Source organism: Kingella pumchi (assembly GCF_022288825.1).
Classification (GTDB): Bacteria; Pseudomonadota; Gammaproteobacteria; order Burkholderiales; family Neisseriaceae; genus Kingella_D; species Kingella_D pumchi.
The window spans coordinates 22,238-28,857 of sequence record NZ_JAKOOW010000028.1 but is presented as its reverse complement, the minus strand read 5'-3'; the positions used below and the strand labels follow the sequence as shown (position 1 = coordinate 28,857).

The window sequence follows — 6,620 nt, the reverse complement described above, 5'->3', positions numbered from 1 at the left end:
TGATGAAGTCGTGGCATTGTGCGGCACGCGCGGCGGCTTCTACTTCGGCGTCGCTGGCGTCGGGCGTGCCGAGGCGGATGTTGTCGGCAATGGTGCCGCTGAAGAGGAAGTTGTCCTGGAAGACGAAGGCGACTTGCGCCATCAGCGCTTCCGGGGTGAGGTGACGGATGTCGGCACCGCCAATGCGGATTTCGCCGCTGTCGGCGTCCCAAAAGCGCGGAATGAGGCGGGCGACGGTGGTTTTCCCTGCGCCTGAACTGCCAACCAGCGCGGTCAGGCTGCCTGCTGGCGCGGTGAAGCTGATGTCGGTCAGCGCGTTTTCGGCGCGGCCGGAGTAGCGGAAATTGACTTGATGGAAGCTGACGCTGGCGTCTTTTGGCGTTTGCGGCGGCGCAAGTACCGGCAACACCGGCGCGTCCAGCACTTCGATGATGCGTTCGGCGCTGATTTTGCCCTGCTCAATCAGGTGGTAGAGCGAGATATAGGGCAAAAGCGCTTCCGCCATGCCGGTGCCGATGAGCAGCACGGCGAGCCAGGTGGCGAAGGGCAGCGCGTCCGCCTGCCACCAGTAGAAACCCGCCCAGAGCAGCACGACCAGGGTCGGCATCGGGTTCAGTATCAGCATGCCGCTGCGCGCCGAGCCACCGACCGAGCGGTACCAGCCGATGAGCATGGCGAGGTAGTTATCCAGCGCGCGCTGGTAGCGACCGAAGCTGGTTTCGCCGCCGTCGAAGGTGCGCACCACCGGCATCGCCTGCACGAATTCGACCACAGCAACGTTCACCTGCTCGCGCGCGGCGTTGTAGGCGGCGGTGGACTCACTCGCGCCGCGCATCACCAGACCAAATATCACCATGCCGACGGTCAGCACGGCAGCGGCAACCAGGGCGAGGCGCCAATCGACCACGAGCAGCACGACAAAGGCTATCAGCGGCGCGGCGTAGGCGCGGGCGTAAAGCGGCGTGCTGTCGGCAACAAAAACGTGCAGACCGCGCACATCGTCCTGCATCACCTTGGTCAGCGCCGCCGCGCCCCGGTCGTGCAAGAAACCGAGCGAGACTTGCGCGAGGCGTTCAGCAAGCTGGCTGCGAAGCAGGGTTTCGAGATGAAAAGCGGCAAGATGCGAGACGCGGAAGGCGTAGGCGCGCACGGCAAAGGCGGCAAGGGTGAGGACGAGAAGCAGCGCGGCGAGCCACCAGTCGGCGCGACCGGTGAGCAGGTCTTTGAGAATCTGCGCCATGACGAGCAGGGCGGCGGTGGAAAGGACGGCGGCAGCGGTGGCGATGGCCATCGCGCGGCGGATTTGCGGGCGCACCGGGTCGATGATGCGCCAGGGGGAAGGGGCTTTGGGCTGGGACATGGGATTCTCCCGACGGGTTGCACGGTGCGGGAGATGATAGCGGGTTTTGTTTGCGTCGGAAACGGGAAGCGCGGCGAAAGGCGGCCTGAAAGCGCGGCTGGGGTTTTCATAGTGAGCCCACACAAAAATCTACGGCGTTGCTGTGCCTTAGGGGCTGTTGACATTTGGTATTGCGGCGGTTTTTACGCCATAAAACGGCATCTGCCGCGTTGAAAACACCCGCAATGGGCGGCATTGGCTCGCGTTTTCGCCTTGCATCTGCCGCTTTCTGACGCAAAATCTGCTTCGCAAACCAATTGTCAACAGCCCCTAGCTCGAAGAGGGCGGTTTTCTACGGCATTGGAAATGCTAAGAAAACCAGCCCTGTATTACTACTTGTACTGTCTGCGGCTTGCTGCCTTGTATCTTTTTCATTTTGACTCACTATATTTTTTCGGTGCAGACCTGTTTCGCAAACAGATTGCCAATACGCCGGATATCCTGTTGCACCATAAAAAAGGCCGTCTGAAACCTTTTAAAGGTTTCAGACGGCCTTTTGTTGTTTGCCGTTTGTGAGGCCGTCTGAATGCCGGTTGATGCTTTCAGACGGCCTCTTGTCGACGTAATTAATCCAGTTTTTTAAAGTGGCGGCGGCGTTCGAGTTCGCTCAGATAGCGTTTGCGCAGGCGGATGGACTGGGGGGTGATTTCGACCAGTTCATCGTCGTCGATAAACTCGACCGCGCTTTCCAGCGTCAGTTTAATCGGCGTGGTCAGGCGCACGGCTTCGTCGGTGCCGCTGGCGCGCACGTTGGTGAGCTTTTTGCCTTTGAGCGGGTTGACGACCAAGTCGTTGTCGCGGCTGTGGATGCCGATGATCATGCCTTCGTAGAGTTTGTCGCCGGGGGAGACGAACATGCGACCGCGGTCTTCCAGGTTCCACAGGGCGTAGGCGACGGCTTCGCCTTGCTCTTGGGAGACGAGTACGCCGTTGTGGCGACCGGGCATGTCGGGTTTGACGGGAGCGTAGTCGTCGAAGACGTGGCTCATCAGGCCGACGCCGCGCGTCATGGTCATGAATTCGCCTTGGAAGCCGATCAGGCCGCGGGCGGGGATGTGGTATTCGAGGCGGGTGCGGCCGTTGCCGTCGCTTTCCATATTGGTGAGCTCGCCTCTGCGGCGGCCGAGTTCTTCCATCACTGCGCCCTGGTTGTCGTCGGGTACGTCAACGGTCAGGTTTTCATAGGGCTCGCATTTTTGGCCGTCGATTTCGCGGAACACGACGCGCGGTTTGCCGACGGCCAGTTCGTAGCCTTCGCGGCGCATGTTTTCCAAGAGAATGGTGAGATGCAGCTCGCCCCGGCCGGATACGCGGAATACGTCGGCATCGGCGGTGTCTTCCACGCGCAGGGCGACGTTGGTGAGCAGCTCTTTTTGCAGGCGGTCGCGGATTTGGCGGCTGGTTACGAATTTGCCTTCGGTGCCGGCCAGCGGGCTGGTGTTGACCATAAAGTCCATGGTCAGGGTGGGTTCGTCCACGCTGAGCATCGGCAGGCCGACGGGGTTGTCGCGGTCGGCAATGGTAACGCCGATGCCGATGTCTTCGATGCCGGAAATAATCACGATGTCGCCGGCTTCGGCTTCTTCCTGCGGCACGCGCTCCAGGCCTTTAAAGCCGAGCAACTGGTTGATGCGGCCTTGGGCGACTTGCTGCTCGTGGTTCATCACGGCAACGACCTGGCCGGGCTTGATGCGGCCGTTGAGAATACGGCCGATGCCGAGGCGGCCGGTGTAGTTATCGTAGTCGAGCTGGGAGATTTGCAGTTGCAGGGGGGCGTCGGCATCGCCGCTGGGGGCGGGGGTGTGTTTCAGGATGGTGTCGAACAGCGGGCGCATGTCGCTGCTGTCGTCGTTTTCGTCGAGCTTGGCAAAGCCGCTCAAACCTGATGCGTACACAATCGGGAAGTCCAGCTGCTCTTCGGTGGCGCCGAGATTGTCAAACAAATCAAATGTCTGGTCGATTACCCACGAAGCGCGGGCGGTGGGTTTGTCGATTTTGTTAATCACAACAATGGGTTTTAAGCCCAGCGCCAGCGCTTTTTTGGTCACAAAGCGGGTTTGCGGCATCGGACCTTCTTGGGCGTCAACCAGCAAAACCACGCAGTCGACCATGCCCAATACGCGCTCCACTTCGCCGCCGAAGTCGGCGTGTCCGGGGGTATCGACGATGTTGATGTGGTAGCCTTCGTATTCGATGGCGGTGTTTTTGGCGAGAATGGTAATGCCGCGTTCTTTTTCGAGATCGTTGCTGTCCATCACGCGCTCGTCCACCTGCTGGTTGGCGCGGAAAGTGCCGGACTGGCGCAAGAGCTGGTCAACCAGCGTGGTTTTGCCGTGGTCAACGTGGGCGATGATGGCGATGTTGCGGATGTTTTTCATGGTGTTTGTGTATCGGTAAATGGCAAAAGGCGCGGATTCTAACATATTTTAACTGTGGCTTCCGCGCTTTACATTGGATAAAGGGGCGGTTCAGCGGCCGAACAGCTCGGCCACCATCCGCGCCTGCTCTTCGCTGTAAGGCTCGGCGCCGATGCGGGCGGCAAGGGCAAACTCGCCCGACAAACCTTGCGCGGCGGCGGTTTGCTGCCAGAGATGCAGACGCTCGGCATCGGTGGTTTGCTTTTTCAGGCTGCGTACGGCGCGGGCGGCGCGTTCGGTATCGGTCGGTTTCATCGGAACTCCTGCTGTCATTTGGCAAGACAAAGTTTTCAGGCTGCCTGGTGGTTCAAGGCAGCCTGAAAAGCGTTTTACGGATTCAAAATCCGCGCCACCAGAGCTTTTTCCTTGCCCTGCATATCGGGAATCTGCACCTGGATGCCGTTGCCGGGGGCGACTTCGGCCGCTTCGCCGCCGCGTTTCATCGCCTGCAAAACTACGGTTTGGTTGCCGGCGGGGTGGATGATTTCCAGCGTGTCGCCGACGGCAAAGCGGTTTTTCACGTCCACCGTGGCCCAGCCGTCGGCGTCGATGGCGCTGACCTGGCCGACATACTGGCTTTGCTTGGAGAGCGAATGGCCTTCGAGATAGTTTTGGTATTCCTGCGTTTGGTGGCGTTCGAGAAAGCCGGTGGTGTAGCCGCGGTTGGCCAGACCTTCGAGTTCGGCGAGCAGGCTGTAATCGAAGGGGCGGCCGGCGACGGCGTCGTCGATGGCTTTGCGGTAGGCTTGGGCGACGCGGGCGACGTAGTAAACCGATTTGGTGCGGCCTTCCACTTTCAGGCTGTCCACGCCGATTTTTGCCAGTTCGGCCACCTGCTCGACGGCGCGCAGGTCTTTGGAATTCATAATATAGGTGCCGTGTTCGTCTTCCATAATCGGCATGTATTCGCCCGGGCGGTTGGACTCTTCGAGCAGGAAGATTTTGTCGGCTTTGGGGTGGCGTTTTTGGCCGTTGATGCCTTCAAAGGCCTGGTTGGCTTCTTCCTGCGCTTTGTTGAAGTCGAAGCCTTCGAGCAGTTTGGCGTCGCCCATGTCGTCGATTTGCGCGTCGTGGACTTTGTAGTCCCAGCGGCAGGAGTTGGTGCAGGTGCCTTGGTTGGGGTCGCGGTGGTTGAAGTAGCCCGAGAGCAGACAGCGGCCGGAATAGGCGATGCACAGGGCGCCGTGCACGAAGACTTCCAGTTCGATGTCCGGGCATTCCTGGCGGATTTCGGCGATTTCTTCCATCGACAATTCGCGCGACAGAATAATGCGTTCGACGCCGATGTTCTGCCAGAATTTCACGCCCCAGTAGTTGGTGGTGTTGGCCTGCACGGAAAGATGAATCGGCATCTCCGGCCAGCGCTCGCGCGTTACCATAATCAGGCCGGGGTCGGCCATAATCAGGGCGTCGGGCTTCATGGCAACCAAGGGTTCCATGTCGGCGACAAAGGTTTTGAGCTTGGAGTTGTGCGGCAGGGTGTTGCAGGTGAGAAAGAATTTTTTGCCGCGCCGGTGGGCTTCGGCGATGCCGTCTGAAAGCACGTCGAGCTTGGCAAATTCGTTGTTGCGCGCGCGCAGGGAGTAGCGCGGGCTGCCGGCGTAAACGGCGTCGGCGCCGTAGTCGAAGGCGGTGCGCATACGCTCGGGGCCGCCGGCGGGCAGCAGGAGTTCGGGAGATTTCATGGTGTTTGTGCTGTGTTTGGTGTGGTGAAACGGTTTTCAGGCTGCCTTTGGATGTGAAGGCAGCCTGAAAGGTTTGAAAACGTCTGAAAACAAGGATTTCAAGCGGGGCGGATTATCCGCGCTTTCGCAGGCTGGGGCAAGGCGGGGCATGGGATAGGGTCGGCAGACGGGCTTTCAGGCTGCCTGAAAGCTCAGGCGTCCAGTTCCACGCCCAGCCGCTCCATCAGCGCGGCGAAGGTGTCGGCCGAATCGAAGTGCAGCACCAGCGTGCCTTTTTTGCGGTTGCGGCTTTTGACTTCCGCCACCACGCCCAGCGACTGGGTAAGGGTTTCGTTCAGCCGGCGCAGGTCGGGATCGATCTGCTTGGGTGCTTCCGGCTTTTTGCCAGCGAGCAGGTTTTGGCTGCGGCGCTCGGTTTCGCGCACCGACCAGCCGTTGCGCACTGCTTTATTGGCCAGATCGAGCTGGTCGGCCACCGGCAGGCTGAGCAGGGCGCGGGCGTGCCCCATTTCCAGGCTGCGCGCAAACAGCAGATCCTGCACCGGCGCGGGCAGTTTCAGCAGGCGCAGGCTGTTGGAAACCGCGCTGCGGCTGCGGCCGACGGCTTCGGCCACGGTGTCGTGGGTGAGGCCGAACTCGTCGATCAGGCGCTTCAAACCCTGCGCTTCTTCGATGGGGTTGAGGTTTTCGCGCTGGATGTTTTCGATCAGACCGATGGCCAGCGCGGCTTTGTCGTTGATGCGTTTGACCACGACCGGCACTTCGGTCAGACCGGCGATTTGCGCGGCACGCCAGCGGCGCTCGCCGGCGATCAGCTCGTATTCGGAAAGGCCGTATTCGCGCACGATCAGCGGCTGGATAATGCCCTGTGCCTTGATCGATTCGGCCAGCTCGGCCAGCGAAGCGTCGTCCATCTGGCTGCGCGGCTGGTAGCGGCCGGGCTTGATGCTGGCAACCGGCACGCTGTCCAAGCGTTCGCCGTCGCCTTCGTTCAGGCTGCCGCTGCCGGCAATCAGCGAATCGAGCCCGCGGCCGAGGCCGCTTTTCGGTTTGGTGGACATGGTTTTTTCCTGTGGTTGGAGCAGCCTGAAAACGGATTTGCGCTGTTCAGGCTGCCTG

General features: G+C 60.6%; 5 protein-coding genes. All 5 read right to left on the bottom strand.

Going from position 1 to position 6,620, the window contains the following annotated elements:
- Positions 1–1,360, bottom strand: a 1,360-nt coding sequence (locus MB824_RS08420) for an ABC transporter ATP-binding protein (protein WP_238748014.1), incomplete at its 3' end; no start/stop codon positions are given.
- Positions 1,361–1,965: 605 nt separating this feature from the next.
- On the bottom strand, positions 1,966–3,777 hold the full coding sequence (typA, locus tag MB824_RS08415; RefSeq protein ID WP_238748013.1) for a translational GTPase TypA: 1,812 nt from the start codon (positions 3,775–3,777) through the stop codon (positions 1,966–1,968).
- A gap of 90 nt (positions 3,778–3,867) precedes the next feature.
- Positions 3,868–4,071: a hypothetical protein gene (locus MB824_RS08410; protein ID WP_238748012.1), complete on the bottom strand. Its 204-nt coding sequence runs from the start codon at positions 4,069–4,071 to the stop codon at positions 3,868–3,870.
- Between the two features lie 74 nt (positions 4,072–4,145).
- Entirely contained in the window at positions 4,146–5,501 is a 1,356-nt protein-coding gene (gene trhP / locus MB824_RS08405; RefSeq protein WP_238748011.1) for a prephenate-dependent tRNA uridine(34) hydroxylase TrhP, read from the bottom strand.
- Positions 5,502–5,692: 191 nt separating this feature from the next.
- Positions 5,693–6,562, bottom strand: coding sequence for a ParB/RepB/Spo0J family partition protein (locus MB824_RS08400; RefSeq protein WP_238748009.1), 870 nt, complete (start codon positions 6,560–6,562; stop codon positions 5,693–5,695).
- Between the last annotated feature and the right edge of the window lie 58 nt (positions 6,563–6,620).

Bases quoted from the DNA above. Each gene is read 5' to 3' on its own strand.
- typA (WP_238748013.1), bottom strand. From the start codon at position 3,777: ATGAAAAACATCCGCAACATCGCCATCATCGCCCACGTTGACCACGGC.
- MB824_RS08400 (WP_238748009.1), bottom strand. From the start codon at position 6,562: ATGTCCACCAAACCGAAAAGCGGCCTCGGCCGCGGGCTCGATTCGCTG.
- MB824_RS08410 (WP_238748012.1), bottom strand. From the start codon at position 4,071: ATGAAACCGACCGATACCGAACGCGCCGCCCGCGCCGTACGCAGCCTG.
- trhP (WP_238748011.1), bottom strand. From the start codon at position 5,501: ATGAAATCTCCCGAACTCCTGCTGCCCGCCGGCGGCCCCGAGCGTATG.